Below are 16650 nucleotides of genomic sequence, written 5' to 3' on the forward strand. Positions count from 1 at the left end.
AGAGGGCGGGTGACGCGGGAGAACCGAGAATCACGGCGCGTCCGTCCCGGGAGCCGCGCCCCGGACCAGGGCGGCGCATCGCCTCAGGGGCGGTAGATCGTCCCCGGAACCGGTTCGGCGGGTGCCATGAGCTGGGGGACGGTGACGAAGGTGTAGCCCTGCTTCTTCAGCGCGTCGATGATGCCCGGCACGGCGGGCACCGTTCCCTCGTAGATGTCGTGCAACAGGATGATGCCGTCCTTGCCCGCCTGGTCCAGGATGCGCTTCTCGATCAGCTTCGAGTCCGTCGTCGAGTAGTCCTTGGCGGTGGCGCTCCACAGCACCTGGGCCAGTCCCAGCTCCTTGCTGACCTCGGAGACGGTGTCGTCGGTGCGGCCCTGCGGCGGGCGCATCAGACGCGGTTTCTTGCCGGTGATCCTCGCTATCGCGTTCTGGGTCCTCTCCAGCTCGGTTCGTATCTCCGCCGGTTCGTGATCCGTGAGGATCTTGTGCGTCCAGGTGTGGTTGCCCACCTCGTGTCCCTCGGCGGCGAGCCTGCGGACGGTCTCCGGGTACTTCTTGACGTGGTTCTTGCCCAGCAGGAAGAAGGTCGCGTGGACCTTCTTCTCCTTGAGGACGTCCAGCAGATGCGGGGTGTCCTCGCCCGGCCCCGCGTCGAAGGTCAGAGCTATGCACTTCGCCTTGCGACAGTCCACCGGGCCGAAGGCGCCCTTGGCGTCGGAGCCCGCGTCGGCGCGCACGTCCGCGGGTGCGGTGGTGTCCGAGGAACAGCCGGTCAGCGTCAGGGTGAGTGCCGTCACAAGGGCGGCGGCCAACCCCGCACCGGTCGGCTTCGTCTTCAAGAACAAGGGGTCACTCCTCCGTCGCTGAACGAACCGGGCAGGCGATGCGCGGCGGAAAGGACTATACGTGGGGTGTATACATCGCGTGTATATGGGGTCCCGGAAGGAGTGGGCAAAAGCCTCCGGACAGGGCTGAGCCCCTGGTGACGGGTGGTCACCAGGGGCTTGGCCGAGCGGATTCGATGGTGCGCGCGAGCGCGTCGTGCCGGTGTGTCGGATGCGGCCCAGCGGCTCCGTGGGGTGCGCGGTGCGACGGTCCGGCGGCTCGCGGGGCAGGCTCGCGACGGGCCGGATCAGCCGTTGGCGAGGGCCTGCAGGCGGTCGTAGGCGCCGTTGAAGCGGTCGTGGTCACCCACGTACGGGCCGGACGAGGTGTACTGCCACATCGTGTAGAAGCCCCAGCCGGCCGGGAGTTCACCGACCGTGGTGTTGTAGCGGGCCACCCACAGCGGGTTGGTGGCGCCGAAGCTCGCGTTGTTGCCGGTGCAGGTCTTCCACCAGCTGGTCGCGGTGTAAATGACCGCGTCGCGGCCGGTGCGCGCCTTGTACGTGTTCACGAAGTCGCGGATCCAGGACACCATGGCCGCCTGGCTCTTGCCGTAGCACTGGTCGCCGTACGGGTTCCACTCGATGTCGAGCACGCCGGGCAGCGTCTTGCCGTCCCGCGACCAGCCGCCCCCGTTGTCCACGAAGTAGTTGGCCTGGGCGGCCCCGCTCGTGGTGTTCGGGGTGGCGAAGTGGTACGAGCCCCGGATCATGCCGATGTTGTACGAGCCGATGTACTGCTGCGCGAAGTACTCGTTCTTGTAGTACGTGCCCTCGGTGGCCTTGACGTAGGCCCACTTCACGCCGCTGTTCCAGAGCGTGCCCCAGTTGACGTTGCCCTGGTGGCCGCTGACGTCCACGCCTTCGGTCTGCACGGCGCGGGTGTCGCGGGGCAGTCCGCCCTGGCCGTCATGGGCGACGACGCCCATGCCCATGGTGGCCGTGCCCCGGGCGGGCTTGCGGGCCGCGGCTTCGGGGTCCGCGGCACTCGCCGCGCCGGGCAGGGTGAGGAGGAGGGAGACGGCTGCGAGCAGGGTCCCGGCGGCGGCGAAGCGCGAGCGGCGGGACTTTCCGGAACCAGATCTGAGCACGGGCATGTGACTGCCTCCGAAGCGTTGGGTGGGGGGACGTGCTGATCCAGGGGGAACCGGCGCCCCCTGTGGCATGTCATGGTGTGGACATGCCAGAAGGACTCTACGCACGTAGAAAGTGCGGGGGAAGAGGGGCGCGCCGTCGTCGTTGGTCTATGCCTGCGAAATACTGGCCGAGCTGCGGCGATGACCAGCGGCGGAAGAAACTTTCAGAAGCGGGAAAGCTCATGAGGGGTGTTGACGTGCACGGGAGCGAAAGCGGTGGTGAACGCGGCGCGACCGGTGAAAATGGTGTGGACCACGCGTTCCTTGCACTGGAGCGGGAGTTGGCGGTCTTTCTGCGCCGGGCGCGCGCCAACTCCGGTGAGATGGCGCGCGAGGTCCACCCCGAACTGGAGCCCGCCGCCTACGGACTGCTCGTACGGCTGGAAGCGGCCGGGCGTCAGCGGGTCACCGAGCTGGCCGCCTACTTCGGTGTCGGCAAGGCGACCATGAGCCGTCAACTGCGGGCCCTGGAGGGCCTCGGCCTGGTGACACGCGAGCCCGACCCGGCCGACGGACGGGCCACCCTCGTCCACCTCACCCCCGAGGGGCTGGCCCGCTACCGCAGCGTCCGCGATGCCCGCCGCGAGCGCTATGTGCGCAAGCTCGCCGACTGGGACCGGGGCGAGGTCGCCGAACTGGCCCGGTTGCTGCACCACTTGAACGCGCGGGCCGAGGGCTGACCGCCTCCGCGTGGAGCGCCGGATGCTCCCGCTTCGGGCGCGAGCCCCTTCGTGCGGCGCGCGCGAGGGCCGATGCCGGCCCGTCCGGAGCGATGAACCCCTCCCGCGCAGGGTGGTGAACGCCCTCCGCGCGCGGCGACGGGCGATTCCGTGCCCGGTCGGGTGCCGGGGCGTGTCGGGCCGAGCCATCACGCTGTCGGCCCCCGGCCGGACGGCGCCCGTGGGACGGCACGGCCGACGGTGTGACATGTGGTGCGTGAAGTGCGGGCGCCCGATTCGGGGCGCACGCTCCGGCGCGTCCCGCCCCCGGCCTCGCCCACCGCGCCCTCACGCAGATCGCCGCGCCCTCACGGCGTCACGCAGATCGCCGTGGCGTCATCGTGCCTCTTGCCGCGGCCCAGGCGGACGCGTTCCGTGTCGGCGTCCTCCAGCGCCCTGACCTGGTCGATCAGCGCCTGGGGGCCTGCCTCGCGGAGCACCGCGAGGCAGGCCGCCCAGTCGCCCTCGCGGAACATCTCGGTCCAGCGGGACGCGCCGTCGGTCAGCGCCGCCACCGTCCGCACGTCGGCGAGCGGGGTGCGCCCGGTCACCGCGCGGGCCGCCACGGAGGGGTCGGCCGCGGCGGTGAAGAAACCGCCCTCCTTGTTCCGGAGCCGCGCGTCCACGGTCGCCCCGTCGGCCAGCGAACCCGGCGGCAACCGGTCCAGTCGGTCGTCGACCAGGGGGCGTACGGTCCCGTCGGACATGCCGAACAGCAGTACGGAATCGGAGAGCACCAAGTGCTCGATCTCGTGTTCGCCCCAACGCGCCATGACGACCGTCGCCTGTGGCGTTCGTACGTGAGAAAGGTCACACAGGGGGCCGTGGGCGTCGGCGGTGCGCCGTATGGCCCCGGCCAGGATCTCCTGGAGACTCAGATCTCGTCGTGAACCGGACAGTTCGAGCAGCGAACCGCCCAGGCGTGCGGTGAACCAGGGGACGGAGTGAACGCAACCGTCGTCACCGCTCGGCGGGGTCACCCCGTCGAGCAGGATCAGCGTTCCGCCCTGGCCGGAAGCGGTCAGGGCGGTGGCGACCCAGTCCTCGTTCGGGCGGTCGGCGGCCCCGGCGGCGGTGGCGAGTTCGATGCGCATGCGGCCAGTCTGCACGACGTCTTCACGGGCCCCGCACATGGCCGAAATTGGCCTATACCAGCAGGTCAGAGGCATGCGACCGGCGGAAGCGGAGGCTCCGTCCCGTGTGCGGGCGGGCATCCTGCCAAAGCCTGGACCGAAGTTCCAGCCGACGGGGCGGGTGTGGCCGGGACGCCCCCGGGGGAGACTTGTTCGTCAACTCTGGAGTGATGTTCACTCGTTCGGGTGGCGGAGCGGTTGATGCGCGCCCCCTTCTCAAAAGCGCTGGAATGGTCGGAAGCCGTACCAGGGGTCGGGGCGCTCGCTCACACGTGACCGCGCGTCACCTCTGCTTCAAGGCGGACGAGTCAAGATTGCGAGCACCGGTGCAGAAGAAGCGGCCTCGGAGCAAGGGCGGCAAGCAGAGCGGTTCCGGGGTGACGCCTCCGGCGCCCACCGAGAGTGCGAGCACCCGACGGGCCGTGCGCGTACGCAGTCGGCTGGTCGCCGGTGTCGCGGTCGTCGGTGTCACCGTCGTCGCCGCGGGTGCCCCGGCGATCCTGGGCGCCTCCGCGGATCTGAACGAGTCGCAGCGGCTGGTCACCCTCGCCGAGCTGAACCAGCAGGCGATCGCGCTTGCCCACGCCCTCGCGGACGAGCGGGACGAGCTCACCGCGGACATCGCGGCCGGCCGCGACGGCGGGTCCGGCGGGAAGGGCGGTTCCGGTGGTCCGGGCGCCCGTGTCGACCGGCAGGTGGACGAGATCACGGCCGCCGCCCCCGCCGCGCTGCGCCGCGACCTCGCCGCCATCCCGTCCCTGCGCCGTGACGCGAGCGGCAAGGGCACGGCCCTGGAAATCCATCGGGCCTACTCCGAACTCATCGCCGAACTGCACGGCGTGGCCACCGAACTCGCGCGGAAGACCCCGCCACGCGCCGACGGGGCCACCCGTGTCCCGTCCGCCCTCGGCCGGGCCACCGAGCAGGCGTCCGCCACCCGCGGGCTGCTGGTCGCCGCGCTCTCCGTACCCTCGGCGACCACCATCCCGCAGATCGACCCCGTCACCGGCCTGCCCGTCCAGGTCCAGGACGGGGGCGGCAAGGACGGCCGCACCCGCGACGAGCTGAGCGCCGCCGCCCAGCGGGCCCGGGTCGCCGAACTCGCCTCGCTCGACGACTTCGACCGCGGCGCGGGCTCCGCCGCCCGCGAGAAGCTGGCCACCACCGTCACCGGGCCCGAGGTCTCCACCGCGGAGAAGTACCTCGACTCCCTCACCGGCCGGCCCGAGTTGTCCGAGTCCGCACAGCGGACCAGCCACAAGAAGGTCGAGGCGGCGCTCTCCGCCCGGATCGACCGGATGCGCGGCGTCGAGTCCGCCCTCGCCACCGAACAGATCCAGCGTTTCGAACAGCTCCGCGACGACGATGTCACCGCGCTCGAACTGCGGATCGCGCTGCTCGGCGGCTGCCTGCTGATCGCGGTCGGTGTCTCGACCGCCGTGGCCCGCACCCTCACCCAGCCGTTGGCCGCCCTGCGGCTCGGCGCCGCCCGCCTCGCCGCCGAGCCCGCCACCGCCGAACCCATCCGCTACACCGGTCGCAACGACGAGTTCGCCCAGGCCGTGGGGTCCGTCAACGCGCTCCACGGCAAGCTCCAGAACCTGCTCGGCGAGCACAACGGCCGGGTCGAGAGCCTTCAGACCGAGCGGGCCCGGCTGATCAGCGGCCGCGAGGCGCTCATGGCGCAGCGTGCCGAACTCCAGACGCTCGCCGCCGATCTCACCGCCCAACTGGAGCGGCTGAGGAACACGGTCGACCACACCTTCGTCAACCTCTCGCTGCGCACGCTCGGTCTCGTCGAGCGCCAGCTCGGTGTCATCGAGAGCCTGGAGGAGCGGGAGCAGGACCCGGAGCAGCTGTCCACCCTCTTCAAGCTCGACCACATGGCCACGGTCATGCGCCGGCACAGCGAGAACATGCTCGTTCTCGCCGGCGCCGAACACGGGCACGGGCACGCGGGCCCGATCCCGTTGGTCGACGTGGCGCGCGCGGCCGTCTCCGAGATCGAGCGGTACGAGCGGGTCACCATCCAGTCCCTGCCGCCGCACGCCCAGATCGCCGGATTCGCCGCCGACGACCTCAGTCATCTCGTCGCCGAACTCCTGGAGAACGCGACCTCGTTCTCGCCCCCGGACTCCCAGGTCCAGCTCTCCGGCTGGCTGCTGGAGACCGGCGAGGTGATGCTCTCCGTCCAGGACGGGGGCATCGGGATGTCGGCCGAGCGGATGGCCGAACTCAACGCCCGGCTCGCGGACCCCGCCCTGTTCGACACGCCGGGACGGGACGACAAGGGGGTGTCCGACGCGGGGCTCGGCCTCCAGGTCACCTCCCTGCTGGCCGCGCGCCACGGCGTGCGGGTCCAGCTGCGCGAGCACACGGGCAGCGGGGTCACCGCGGTCGTCGTCCTGCCCACGGCACTGCTGCCGAAGACACCGCCCGCCGCCACGCCGCCTTCGGTGAAGGTCGCCGGGGAAGGCCCGGGACTCAACCTGCCCGGATCGGTCGCCGAGGCCAACTCCAACGCGCTGTCCGGACGTACCTCGGCCCCGCAGTCCGGCGACCCGCTGATCGCCGCCGCCGAGCGGGCGATCCGCGCGTCCGGAGCCGACGCCGCGCCCGGTCCCGACCACTCCACGGACCACTTCACGGAACGCGGCACGGACCACTCCTCGGCACACTCCTCGGACCGGGTCGCGGACCACACCACGGCCCCCGGCCCGGTGGCCCCCGCGCCCGCCCCGGTCGCCACCGGGGCCACCGCGGAGGTCGAGACCGAGGCCGAGGTCACGATGCAGGTCCGGCTTCCGGCGGCCCCGGAGGCCGTGGCCGCACCGGACACCACGGCGCCCGCCGCGTACACCACCGAGACCGACCCGTACGGCGTCCACGCCGCCCCGCACGCGGCCGGTACCGCGTCCGTCCCCGCCCCGGAAACCGCCGACCCGAACGCGTACGCCATCGGGCCCGACCGGCACGAGCGCACCGCCGACGAGACGCCGGAGCCGTACGAGCCGGCACCCGCCCCGACCCCCGCTCCCGAGCCGCACGCCGCCCCGGCTCCGGCGTCCGCCGCCGAGACCGTGCCGGCCCCCCGGCAGCCGGAACAGACCGTGCCGCAGCCCAGGCCGGGCCACGAGGCCGTCACCGGCAAGGGGCTGCCCAAGCGCACCCCCCGGATCGTCAAGCCCGGCACGACGTCCACCGCCGAACGCAAGGGCGGCCTGGACAAGGAGGCGCTGCGCCGCCGGCTGGGCGGCTTCCACCAGGGGGCGAAGGACGGCCGCCGCGATATCGAAGCGGAACTCGCCGCGACCACGGTGGGTCAACCGTTCCCCGGGGCCGGCGCACCAGCCGGGCACGCCACGCAGACCGACCACAGTGAAGCGGCCGACCGAACCACTGGCCGAACCGATGAGACGGGGGACACAGTCGAGGAGGCACGCAGTTGACTGCGCCCAGCACATTCGGGCTGAGTACCGAGGCCCGGAACCTTCACTGGTTGCTGAGCAATCTGGTGGAGGAGGTGCCAGGGGTCCTTTCGGTCACCGTCGTGTCGTCCGACGGACTGATGCTGCTCTCCTCCGACCCCGACCACCTGAACGCCCAGGCCGCCGCCCAGCAGGACGGGCCCAGGGGATCCAGCGCCGATCTGGCCACCATCGTCTCCGGCATCGGCAGTCTCACCCAGGGTGCCGCGAAGCTCATGGACGGAGGCAGCGTCAAGCAGACCATGGTCGCGATGGACGAGGGCAGCGTCTTCGTCATGTCGATCAGCGACGGCTCGCTGCTCGGCGTGCACGCCACCCCGGACTGCGACATGAGCGTCATCGCGTACCACATGGCGCTCTTCGTCGGCCGGGCCGGACACGTACTCACCCCCGAACTCCGCAGTGAACTGCGCAAATCGATGGAGAGCGCCCAGTGACGTCCGCTGCTGAACCCGCCCGCAGGCTCCCGGTCCGCGGGGCAGACCGAAGGCCCGCGCGGGTCCGCCCGTACTCGCTCACCGGTGGTCGCACCCGCTTCGGACACGTCCTGCTCGTCGAGACGTTCGTGGCCGCGCTCGAAGCCCCCGAGGAGCGCCGGGAGCTGACCAACGGCAAGCGGGCCCGTCTGATGCCGGAGGTGCAGGCCATCGTCGAGCTCTGCCGCCGGATGCGTACGGTCGCGGAGATCTCCGCCCTGCTGAAGATGCCGCTCGGTGTGGTCCGGGTGCTGCTCAGCGATCTGGCCGACCAGGGAAAGATCCGCGTGTACGGGACCGGCCGCGGCGCCGACCAGCCCGACCGCGCACTGCTCGAAAGGGTGCTCGATGGACTCCGTCGTCTCTGAGCCGCCGCTCTTCGCCCCGCGTCAGCCGGGCGCCGTGGACCAGGCCGAGGAATCGCTGCAGTCCTGGCAGCTGGACCACACCCGGGCCCCGATCGCCACCAAGATCGTGGTCGCGGGCGGTTTCGGCGTGGGCAAGACGACCTTCGTCGGGTCGGTCTCCGAGATCACCCCGCTGAAAACCGAAGCGATGATGACCCAGGCCAGTGAGGAGACCGACGACCTCACCGCGACGCCCGACAAGCTCACCACGACCGTCGCGATGGACTTCGGCCGCATCACGCTCGCCGACGACCTCGTGCTCTACATCTTCGGTACCCCGGGCCAGCAGCGCTTCTGGTTCATGTGGGACGACCTGGTGCGCGGTGCGATCGGCGCGATCGTGCTCGCCGACACCCGCCGCCTCGCCGACTGCTTCCCCGCGCTCGACTACTTCGAGAGCTGCGGCCTGCCGTACATCGTTGCCGTCAACCACTTCGAGGGAACAACGGAGTTCGAGCCGGAGGACGTCCGGGAGGCCCTGACCATCCCTCCGCACGTGCCTGTTGTGATCATGGACGCGCGTAACAGGATCACCGTCGTCGAGTCGCTGCTCGCCCTCGTCGGTCACGCCCTGGACGCCACCCCCTGACGGGACGGGCCGGCCGCACCGGCCGGTCCCTCCGTGTACAGACACGCAGAACATCGGAGAACCGCGATGCGGAGAATACTCATAGTGGGGGCCGGGCAGTCCGGCCTCCAGCTCGCCCTCGGACTCCAGTCCAAGGGGTACGAAGTCACCCTGATGTCCAACCGCACCGCCGACGAGATCCGCTCCGGCAGGGTCATGTCGACGCAGTGCATGTTCCACCAGGCGCTCCAGTACGAGCGCGACTACCAGCTCAACTTCTGGGAGTCGCAGGCCCCGCGCATCGAGGGCCTCGGCGTCTCGGTCGCCGCCCCCGATTCCTCGCGCGCCGTCGACTGGGTCGGCAAGCTCGACGGCTTCGCCCAGTCCGTCGACCAGCGCGTGAAGATGGCCGGCTGGATGGAGACGTTCGCACAGCGCGGTGGCCAACTCGTCATCCACGGCGCGGCCGTCTCCGACCTCGACTACTTCTCCCGCACCTACGACCTGGTGCTGGTCTCGGCGGGCAAGGGCGAGCTGGTCTCCATGTTCGCCCGCGACGCGTCGCGTTCGCCGTTCGACGCCCCGCAGCGCGCCCTGTCCGTGGCCTACGTCCACGGCATGGGCCCGCGCCCCGAGCACCCCGAGTTCGACGCGGTCCGCTGCAACCTGGTCCCCGGCGTCGGCGAGCTCTTCGTCATGCCGACCCTGACCATCTCCGGCCGCGCCGACATCCTCTTCTGGGAGGGCATCCCCGGCGGCCCGCTCGACGTGTTCCAGGGCATCAAGGACCCCTCCGAGCACCTCGCCACGACGCTGGAGCTTCTGGAGCGTTACCTGCCCTGGGAGTACGCCCGTGCCACCAAGGTCGAGCTGACCGATGCCAACGGCACGCTGGCCGGCCGTTACGCCCCGACCGTCCGCAACCCGATCGGCCGGCTGCCCAGCGGCGGCCTGGTGCTCGGTGTGGCGGACGTCGTCGTCGCCAACGACCCGGTCACCGGCCAGGGCTCCAACTCGGCCTCCAAGTGCGCCAACACGTACCTGGACGCGATCATCGAGCATGGCGACCGCGAGTTCGACGAGGCATGGATGCAGGCCACGTTCGACCGCTACTGGCAGACCGCGCAGCACGTCGTGAAGTGGACGAACGCGATGCTCGGCGTGCCGCCGGAGCACGTGCTGAACCTGATCGGCGCGGGCGGGCAGTTCCAGGCGATCGCCAACCGCTTCGCCAACGGCTTCAACGACCCGGCGGACTTCGAGAACTTCTTCTTCGACCCGGAGAAGACCAACGCCTACCTGGCCGAGGTCACCGGGGCGGCACAGGCCGTCTGACGGCGACGGGCCCGGACCGGGTGCCCCGTCGGATCACCGGCGGGGCTGGCCCGGTCGTTGAACCGGTGGGGCCCGGCCGCAGGGCCGGGGGCCGGGCCGTTCCGTCCGGTCTATTCCGCAGGCGCGGAGGACGAGCCGTAGCCGGTGTCCGAGCCCGCGCTCGCTCCCCGGGGGAGGCGCGGCGGTGTGTACGTGGCCAGCGGGGCGCTTTGCGGGTCCGGCCGCACGGCGCCCAGCAGCGGATTGGACGCCATCGGGGACACCTTCACCCGCGCGCCGGGGCGGGGCGCCTGCACCACCAGGCCGTCGCCGATGTACAGCGCCACATGGGTGGCCTTCGGGAAGTAGATCACCAGGTCGCCGGGGCGCAGCGCGCTCAGCGGCACCTTGCGCAGTTGCCGCCACTGCTCCTGCGAGGTGCGCGGGATGATCCGGCCCGCCTTCGTCCACGCCCGCGAGGTGAGACCGGAGCAGTCGAACGAGTCCGGCCCCTCCGCGCCCCACACGTAGGGCTTGCCGATCTGCTCGATCGCGTACCGCACCGCTTCGACGCCCGCCGAGGACGGCCGCCCGGTCGAGGACAGCACGCCCGAGGCGGCCAGGGCGCTCTGCGCCCTCGCCATGTTCCGCCGCTCCAGCCGGGACAGTTCGGCGAGCTGAGTGCCGGAGAGCGCGGCCAGTCTGGACTCGACGGCCTTGAGGCGCGAGCGCACGACATCCCGCTGCGTCTTCCGCCGCGCGGTCAGGCGCCTCTGCCGTTCCAGCACCTTGCGGGACTCGACCGCGAGCGCGTCGGCCCGCTTCTCGGCCGCCGAGAGCCGCCGCATCGTCGCCGCCCGTCCGGCCGCCATGCGCCGGACCAGGTGCTCCTGGTCCAGGAAGTGCTCGGGGTCGCGGGCCAGCAGCAACCCTACGTACGGGGAGAAGCCGGAGACCCCCTGGTACTGCTCGCGGGCCAGCCGCCCCGCCTCGTCGTGGCTCTCGGCCAGGGCGGCCCGTGCGGCGGCGAGGGAGGCGTCCAGCCTCTTCGCCCGCGCCGCGCGCTTCCTCAGTTCGGCGGCGGTCCCGTTGTACGCCTCGGTCGCCTCCTCCGCCTGCTGGTAGAGCTGCTGAAGCCCGGTCAGGAGCTCCTCGGCACCCTGGCCGGACGCGGAGGAGGCGGATCCGGAGAAGACGGACCGGGAGAAAGCGGCCCCGGACGCAGGCGTGGAGATGGGCGCCGGGACCACGGGGGCGGCAGGCGGCTTCTCCGCGGCGCGCGCCGCGAGGCCGGGAGCCGCGTGGGCCGGGCCCGAGGGCTGGACCACGACGAGTGTGGAAAGGGCCGCTGTGCACAGTGCACGCAGGAAGCCGCCTGACACGACGTCACCTCCGGTCGTGGGGTGAATCATGGCAATGCCCGATCACACGGGCGTGACGGATCAATACGCTCGCTCGTCGTCCGCCGGATGCAAGGACCCACGCGGTGTGGCGGCACACCGGTTCGCCCGGAAGGCGGTGGGGCGGACACCGGCCTCCCGGAGGCCGGCCCTCAGGCCACGGGGAACGCGTAGAAGACCCGGCCGCGTTGGACGATCGCGGTGCGACCGGTGGTCAGCACCCGGTACGGGGCGGTGACGGTCGGGCCCTCGGGGTCCTGGGCCCCGATGTCCTGGAACTTCCACAGTCGCCGGCCGTCCTGCGCCGCGAAGGCGGTGACCTGCGACATGTCCGAGGCCAGCAGCGTCCTGCCGGTCGTGCTGAGGGTCACCGCGGGCGCGGCGGTGCCGGGGACCGCCTCCGTCGAGCGCCGCCAGCGGAGCCGGCCCGTCGCCCGCTCGACCGCGCCCACCTCCTGGTTGAGCGCGGTGATGTGCAGCAGCGTGCCGCTGACGACGGGGGCCCCGTACGGGGCGCCGTCGGCGCCGTTCAGCGTCCACCTCGGCTTGCCCGCGGGGGTCTCGAACGCCTGGAGGGCGTCGCCCACCGCCGCGTACAGCAGCCCCTGCTCGTCGCCCGTGGCCGCGCCGGCCGGTGCGACCGAGCCGATCGCCCTGGCCCACAGCTGCTTGCCGGTCTTCCGGTCGAAGCTCCGGAAGAGGGCCTTCCCCTTGGCCGCCTTGAGGTCGGCGGGGGTGAGCGTGGCCGGGGTCTGTCGCATGATCACCTCGTTTTCTTGGACCGCGATCATCCGGTACGCGGGGGCGGCGGGGCCGCGCCCGGTCGGTACCGGGACACGCCACAGCTCGGTGCGGCGTGCGACGTCGTGGGCGAAGAGGTACGACCTGACGACCTGCTGGTCCTTACCGCGCTTCTTGCCCTTCTTCGGGGGCGGCGCCTTGACCGTGGCCTTGTGCGAGCCGGTGAACCAGACCACGGTCCCGGACGACCCGACGATCTCCGTGATCGCGAGGTCGGCGGCCCCGGGGAGCCGCTCCGCATGCTCCTCCCGGTGCACGACCTTCCCGTTCTTCGCCGACAGCCACAAGAACTCCGTCGGAGCGGCGACGAAGCAGAGGTCCTCGTCGGCCGGCAGCGCGGCGTATCCCTTGGCGGCCTCCGGGCTCGTCCAGACCCGGCGCCCGGTGCGCAGGTCGATTCCGCTTGCGCCGCTCTCGCCGGTCAGCACCAGCAGGCGGTCGTTCCAGAGGGCAGCGGTCGCCGGGGACGGCTCGTCCGCCGGGTGCCGGTACACCCAGCCCGGCCGGGGCGGCAGTCCGGCCACGGTGGGCACGCTCCGGCTCGGCGCGGGCGCGGGGGCGTCCTTGGCCGCGTCGCCGGAGGCCAGCGCGAAGCCCCCGCCGCCGCCGATCGCCAGCCCCGCGACACCGGCCGCCAGCCCGATGAACAGGCTGCGCCGGTCGACCCCGCCTCGCACGCGCGTGGCGGACGAGGCGGGTGAAGCGGAGGGCGTGGGGGAGGCGGGGGGCATGGGTGAGACGGAGGGGGCGAGGGGCGACGCCTGGGACGGCAGCGGCAGCGGTGCTGACGGGACGGGCGGTGCGCTCGCGGCTGCCGGGGTTCCGCAGGCTCCGGGAGCGCCGGACAGCTGCTGCGGCACGGCGAGCTGGGTCGTGGGCCGGTCGGTCGTCGGTATACGCCGCGCGATGTTTCCGAGCTGCGCGGTGCCGGTGTCCACGGGGCGGGCGTCCGCGGGGACGGCGTCCGCGGTACCGGCGTCCGTGGGGAGAGCACCTGCGGGAACGGAGTCTGAGGGGCCCGTGTCGGCGGCGGGAGCGGCTCCTCCGGTCGGCGGGTCCGTCGGCGCACCCGGCGGGCGACAGGAATCCGTCAACTCCCTCACACGCAGGCCCTGTTCCGAAATAGCGGCCGACAGGGGTTCCGGCAGCCAGCCGTCCTCGGCCGGCTCCACCGCCTTCTCCGGGGCCAGTTCGGCGGCCACCGCTCCCGCGTCGGGGCGGTCGGCCGGGTCCTTCGCCAGACAGCGGGCGACCAGACCGCGCAACTGCTCGGGGACCGCGCCGAGTTCGGGATCCGTACGGGCGATGCGGTCGGCACCCTCGGCGGCCGGGCCGTCGGCGAGCGGGGTCGTGCCGGTCGCCGCGTACGCCAGCAGCAGGCCGAGCACGAAGAGATCGGAGGCGGGTCCGGGCTCCTTGCCCTGGACCTGCTCCGGGGTGAGATAGCCGAGCCGGACCGACAACTGCCCGCCGGGCCGGGCCTCCGCGGCGGCCGCGGCGCCCAGCGGGCCGAACGCGGTGAGCCGGGGGCCGTTCTCGGCCAGCAGCACCGTCCTGGGAGACAGCCCCTGGAACACGGCCCCGGTGGCGTGGACTTGGGAGAGGGCTTCGGCGAGGCCCGCCCCCAGGACCCGCACGGCGCGTTCGGGGAGCGGTCCCGCGATCTCGATCGCTTCGGCGAGGGTCAGGGCGGGTACGTAGGTGTCGGCCGTCCACGGCGGTTCGGCGTCCGCGCCGTCGTCGGGGGTGGCGGACCGAGGCCGGTCCCGGTCCCCGGCCAGCAGACCGGCCGTCCGGGCCTCCGCCTGGAATCGTCGCCGGAAGGCGGGCAGCGCGGCGAGTTCGGGACGTGCGGTGGTGACCACCACCGGGTCGGGGTGCACGCCGGCCGGTTCGGCCGGGTCGGCGTCCGTGCCGGAAGCGTCGGGGTGCGTCTCGTGCGCGAGGTACTGCACGGCGCTCGCGCTCTCCCGGAGCCGCGCCAGCACGGCGTACGGTCCGATGCGGTGTGGATCGTCCTGACGCAGCGCCTCCATGGCGCACCCCCTCGCTGACCGTGCCCGGCATCAGAGCGTCGATCTTAGACGGCCGACCCGGTACGGACCGGGCCCGTCCCTTCAGTTCGGCTTCGACCAGGGCCACTTGGGGGTGTGCCGCACCCGGCCCTCGGGCACGTACTCGTACACCCAGCCGCGGGGGAGCCCCAGGCGTTTGGTGTGACCGGCGGGCACCCTTCGGTACGCGTGCACGGTGGCGGGACCGCCGTCGGCGTTCGGCACCGGGACCTCGTACCACTTGGGGGGATGGCCGGTCGGGCCGACCAGGACGGGCAGGACCCGCCCGTCCAGCGGGCCGCCGGTGAACGGTGTGTTCTCGCTTCGCACCACCCCAGTCTCACCCACCGGCCGGGGCTCCGGGAGCCGACGAGCCGCCCCGGGAGGCGCGCAGGCCCCGGGAGCGGCCGACCGGTAGGTGGCTCGTGATGCCGGGGGCCGCCGCCGGACGCGTGCCCCGCGGCCTCGGGGCCTCGGGGCCTCCGGGAACGGCCGGTCAGTGCTCGGGCAGCAGATGGGCCGCGCCGCCGACCACCGGGACCAGTCGCCGCGCGAGTCGGCCGGCCGGTCCCGCCGCGCTCTCCAACGGCAGGAGCGCCGCCACCGCCGCCGCGGTCTCCGGGTCCGTCGCCGCCGTCGCCGCCAGCAGTCCGACCAACTGGTCGACCAGCCAGTCGCGCAGCTCGGCCGCGGCGGGCTGCTTGCCCTCGTCCAGCCAGATCAGCGACGCCGCCTCGACGGCCGCGATCCAGGTGCGCACCATCATCCGCAAGCGGGGGCCCGGCCCGGCCCCCTCGTCCACCCGGCCCAGATGCAGCAGGATCTGGTCGGCCGCGGCTCGCCGGACCTCGTCGACGATCGCCGTCGTGCGAGAGGTCTCGACGACGCTGCCGCCCCGCAGTAGCGCGCTGAACCCGGTGTCGTGTTCGTCCACGAAGGCCAGATAGCGGTCGAGCACCCGCAGCACCCGCTCGGTGGGCGGGCCCACGGGCGGCTCGTTGAAGCACAGGATCAGCTTCTCGGAGGCGGACCGCAGCGCCGCCTCGTACAACTGCTGCCGCCCGCCCGGGAAGTAGCGGTACACCAGCGGGCGGGAGACCCCGGCGACCGCCGCCACCTCGTCGAGCGACACCTCGTCGGGCGCCCGGTGGGCGAACAGGGTGAGCGCCGCGGCGAGAAGCTGGCTGCGGCGCTCCTCCACACTGAGCCTTCGGTACGCGCGGTTCGGCGGGGCGGCGGCAGAGGTCATACGGGAAGCCTAAGCGAGGCCCGTCGCACGGGGGCGTCCCGAACGGGCCCCGCCATGCCGGTTCCGGCTCCGGCTCATGCCAGCAGGCCCGAGCTCTTCCAGAGCCTGCGTCCCACCCCGTTCAGCACGCCGATGTCGTCGAAGAAGTCCGTCAGCCGCTTCGCGCCGCTCTGCATGATCTCCGCCCGGTGACGGCTCGCCTTCACCTGGGCGACGGCCTCGCGGCGGTCCAGGCCGACGTTCTCGTACACCCGTGGGTTGATGAAGCAGACGGAGAAGACGCGGGCCGCCTCTCCGCAGCTGAGCCGGGTCAGTTCGCGTTCCCAGCGCGGGGCGGTCACCATCTGGCGGCGCAGTTCCTCGCGTGCGTACCGGACGTGCCGCGCCTCCTCGACCACATGGATACGGGTCACGCCGCGCACCAGCGGCTGGATGCGCTCGTCCGGGAACGTGAGGCGCTGCATCCAGTCGAGGATCTCCTCGCCCAGCAAGGTCGCCGCGAACGAACCGGGCGTGGTGGAGACGGTCTTCAGCACCCGTGCGAGGTTGTGGTAGACGCGCGGAACGGGATAGTCGGGTGCCCCGCTCCACTTGATCATGCGGCCGAACATCATCGAGTGCCGGCACTCGTCGGCTATCTCGGTGAGCGCGTAGCGGACGTGGTCGCTGGTCACCGGCCGGTCGTAGATGTGCCGGACCAGCAACTGCATCAGGATGATCTCGAACCAGATGCCGAGCGAGGCCAGGGACGCCGCCTCGTGCCGGGCCAGGTCGAGGCGCTGCTCCTCGGACATCCGTCGCCACAGCGGGGTGTCGTAGAGCGAGACGAGCTCGGGCGGCCAGTGCCACTTGCCGTCCTCGGGCGGAGAGTCCCAGTCGAGCTCCTTGTCCGGGTCGAAGGAATGCTTGGCCGAGGAGTCGAGCAGGCGCGCGGCGATCTGCTCACGGTCCCGGAGCGGGCCGAGCGCATCGCGGAGCAGGAACACGTCGCGTTCGGTCACTGGCGTCATGGCTGGGG

At 72.3% G+C, this 16650-nt stretch carries 14 protein-coding genes; 6 read left to right on the forward strand and 8 right to left on the reverse strand.

What is annotated here, in order from left to right; all coding sequences use genetic code 11:
- Nucleotides 1-83: 83 nt before the first annotated feature.
- Both ACIHCL_RS07630 and ACIHCL_RS07635 read right to left on the reverse strand, forming a co-directional pair.
- A complete protein-coding gene (locus ACIHCL_RS07630; protein WP_399858127.1) occupies nt 84-848 on the reverse strand; it encodes a polysaccharide deacetylase family protein in 765 nt (254 codons plus the stop codon).
- A 287-nt stretch (nt 849-1135) separates the two neighbouring features.
- Nucleotides 1136-1984, reverse strand: coding sequence for a lysozyme (locus ACIHCL_RS07635; protein WP_399858129.1), 849 nt, complete (start codon nt 1982-1984; stop codon nt 1136-1138).
- 221 nt (nt 1985-2205) lie between these two features.
- Here ACIHCL_RS07635 and ACIHCL_RS07640 point away from each other — a divergent pair, with 221 nt between their 5' ends.
- Nucleotides 2206-2703 (forward strand): MarR family winged helix-turn-helix transcriptional regulator, encoded by a 498-nt coding sequence (locus ACIHCL_RS07640; RefSeq protein WP_399858132.1) that lies wholly within the window; start codon nt 2206-2208, stop codon nt 2701-2703.
- 347 nt (nt 2704-3050) lie between these two features.
- Here the strand turns inward: ACIHCL_RS07640 and ACIHCL_RS07645 are convergent, their stop codons facing one another.
- Nucleotides 3051-3836 (reverse strand): hypothetical protein, encoded by a 786-nt coding sequence (locus tag ACIHCL_RS07645; RefSeq protein ID WP_399858135.1) that lies wholly within the window; start codon nt 3834-3836, stop codon nt 3051-3053.
- Nucleotides 3837-4201: 365 nt separating this feature from the next.
- Here ACIHCL_RS07645 and ACIHCL_RS07650 point away from each other — a divergent pair, with 365 nt between their 5' ends.
- The 5 genes from ACIHCL_RS07650 (at nt 4202) to ACIHCL_RS07670 (ending at nt 10149) form a co-directional block, all read left to right on the forward strand.
- Nucleotides 4202-7324, forward strand: coding sequence for a nitrate- and nitrite sensing domain-containing protein (locus tag ACIHCL_RS07650; RefSeq protein ID WP_399858138.1), 3123 nt, complete (start codon nt 4202-4204; stop codon nt 7322-7324).
- Nucleotides 7321-7800: a roadblock/LC7 domain-containing protein gene (locus ACIHCL_RS07655; protein ID WP_399858141.1), complete on the forward strand. Its 480-nt coding sequence runs from the start codon at nt 7321-7323 to the stop codon at nt 7798-7800. Before ACIHCL_RS07650 ends, ACIHCL_RS07655 begins: the two co-directional genes overlap by 4 nt.
- Nucleotides 7797-8207: a DUF742 domain-containing protein gene (locus ACIHCL_RS07660; protein WP_399858143.1), complete on the forward strand. Its 411-nt coding sequence runs from the start codon at nt 7797-7799 to the stop codon at nt 8205-8207. Before ACIHCL_RS07655 ends, ACIHCL_RS07660 begins: the two co-directional genes overlap by 4 nt.
- A complete protein-coding gene (locus ACIHCL_RS07665) occupies nt 8188-8835 on the forward strand; it encodes a GTP-binding protein (RefSeq protein ID WP_399858146.1) in 648 nt (215 codons plus the stop codon). The genes ACIHCL_RS07660 and ACIHCL_RS07665 overlap by 20 nt, the downstream gene beginning before the upstream one ends.
- 66 nt (nt 8836-8901) lie before the next feature.
- Nucleotides 8902-10149 (forward strand): styrene monooxygenase/indole monooxygenase family protein, encoded by a 1248-nt coding sequence (locus ACIHCL_RS07670; RefSeq protein WP_399858149.1) that lies wholly within the window; start codon nt 8902-8904, stop codon nt 10147-10149.
- A gap of 110 nt (nt 10150-10259) precedes the next feature.
- Here the strand turns inward: ACIHCL_RS07670 and ACIHCL_RS07675 are convergent, their stop codons facing one another.
- From ACIHCL_RS07675 to ACIHCL_RS07695, 5 genes are all read right to left on the reverse strand, one after another.
- On the reverse strand, nt 10260-11510 hold the full coding sequence (locus tag ACIHCL_RS07675) for a C40 family peptidase (protein ID WP_399858151.1): 1251 nt from the start codon (nt 11508-11510) through the stop codon (nt 10260-10262).
- Nucleotides 11511-11680: 170 nt separating this feature from the next.
- Nucleotides 11681-14365 (reverse strand): PQQ-binding-like beta-propeller repeat protein, encoded by a 2685-nt coding sequence (locus tag ACIHCL_RS07680; protein ID WP_399858154.1) that lies wholly within the window; start codon nt 14363-14365, stop codon nt 11681-11683.
- Between the two features lie 81 nt (nt 14366-14446).
- Nucleotides 14447-14713 (reverse strand): hypothetical protein, encoded by a 267-nt coding sequence (locus ACIHCL_RS07685; RefSeq protein WP_399858157.1) that lies wholly within the window; start codon nt 14711-14713, stop codon nt 14447-14449.
- Between the two features lie 166 nt (nt 14714-14879).
- The gene (locus ACIHCL_RS07690) at nt 14880-15632 is read right to left on the reverse strand and encodes a TetR/AcrR family transcriptional regulator (RefSeq protein WP_399858160.1); all 753 of its coding nucleotides are present in this window, start codon (nt 15630-15632) and stop codon (nt 14880-14882) included.
- Between the two features lie 74 nt (nt 15633-15706).
- Complete coding sequence (locus tag ACIHCL_RS07695; RefSeq protein WP_399858163.1) at nt 15707-16642, reverse strand: diiron oxygenase; 936 nt, start codon at nt 16640-16642, stop codon at nt 15707-15709.
- Nucleotides 16643-16650 lie beyond the last annotated feature (8 nt).

The sequence above is a fragment of the Streptomyces sp. NPDC052042 genome, from assembly GCF_044548345.1.
In the GTDB taxonomy this organism is placed as follows: domain Bacteria; phylum Actinomycetota; class Actinomycetes; order Streptomycetales; family Streptomycetaceae; genus Streptomyces.